Raw genomic sequence first — 769 nt, 5'->3', positions numbered from 1 at the left:
CTCTCGGCTGGTCAAGGCATAAGTACCACCAAACAATATTTCACCTTCAATTCCTACATTCTGCTGGGCCTGGTAACCCGGACTGCGACGGACATAGACTTCATCATAGGGGTGAAGAACAAAACCGGGCTGACCGTCGATGACAAAACCGTCTTTCAATGCGAAAGAGAACATCTGACCGATGGTGTCGTTATCGGCCGTACTACGGGGATTCTTGATCCGACGTGAAACATCCACACGAATTGTAGAGGCGGCTTCACGTAAACCACCTGCCTGTATAATCAAGTCTTCCAATGTCATGTTATCTGCATAAGGATAAGAATCAGGTTTAGTAACTTCACCATGAACGGTTACATTGCCTCTATCTTCCAGATCATGAATACTAGGAATATAAAGAATGTCATTCTTCATCAATGCAATATTCGGAGATGTCCCATCCATTATTGTTTTTATATCTACAGGAAGAACCTCAGTCGTTAAGTCTTCACGCTGACGGTATAGAACAGCACGATTCAGGAAAGCATCACCGGTCAGGCCCTGAGCCTCGTTCACAAGTTCGCGTACTGTATTCAGTTTGCCACTTAACTGGTAAATACCCGGACGATAAACAGCACCACGAACTTCCAATTTATTAGTGAAGCGGTTCAGAATAGCTTCGGCTGTGACAACATCACCATTACGCATCTGATAAACACTATAATCGATATCTCTCACTGTATTGACCTCATACTCTTCACCATTCTGACGAACAACACGCAAGGAACGGGTG

At 44.5% G+C, this 769-nt stretch carries 1 protein-coding gene; it reads right to left on the bottom strand.

What is annotated here, in order from left to right; all coding sequences use genetic code 11:
• Window positions 1-769: SLBB domain-containing protein (locus JCM17102_RS25445; RefSeq protein WP_033887281.1), on the bottom strand; the 769-nt coding region annotated here is incomplete at both ends.

Origin of the sequence: Bacteroides faecichinchillae JCM 17102 (genome assembly GCF_000614145.1) — a bacterium.
Classification (GTDB): Bacteria; Bacteroidota; Bacteroidia; order Bacteroidales; family Bacteroidaceae; genus Bacteroides; species Bacteroides faecichinchillae.
The sequence above is the reverse complement of the archived record's forward strand: the minus strand, read 5'-3'. Positions and strand labels throughout refer to the sequence as shown.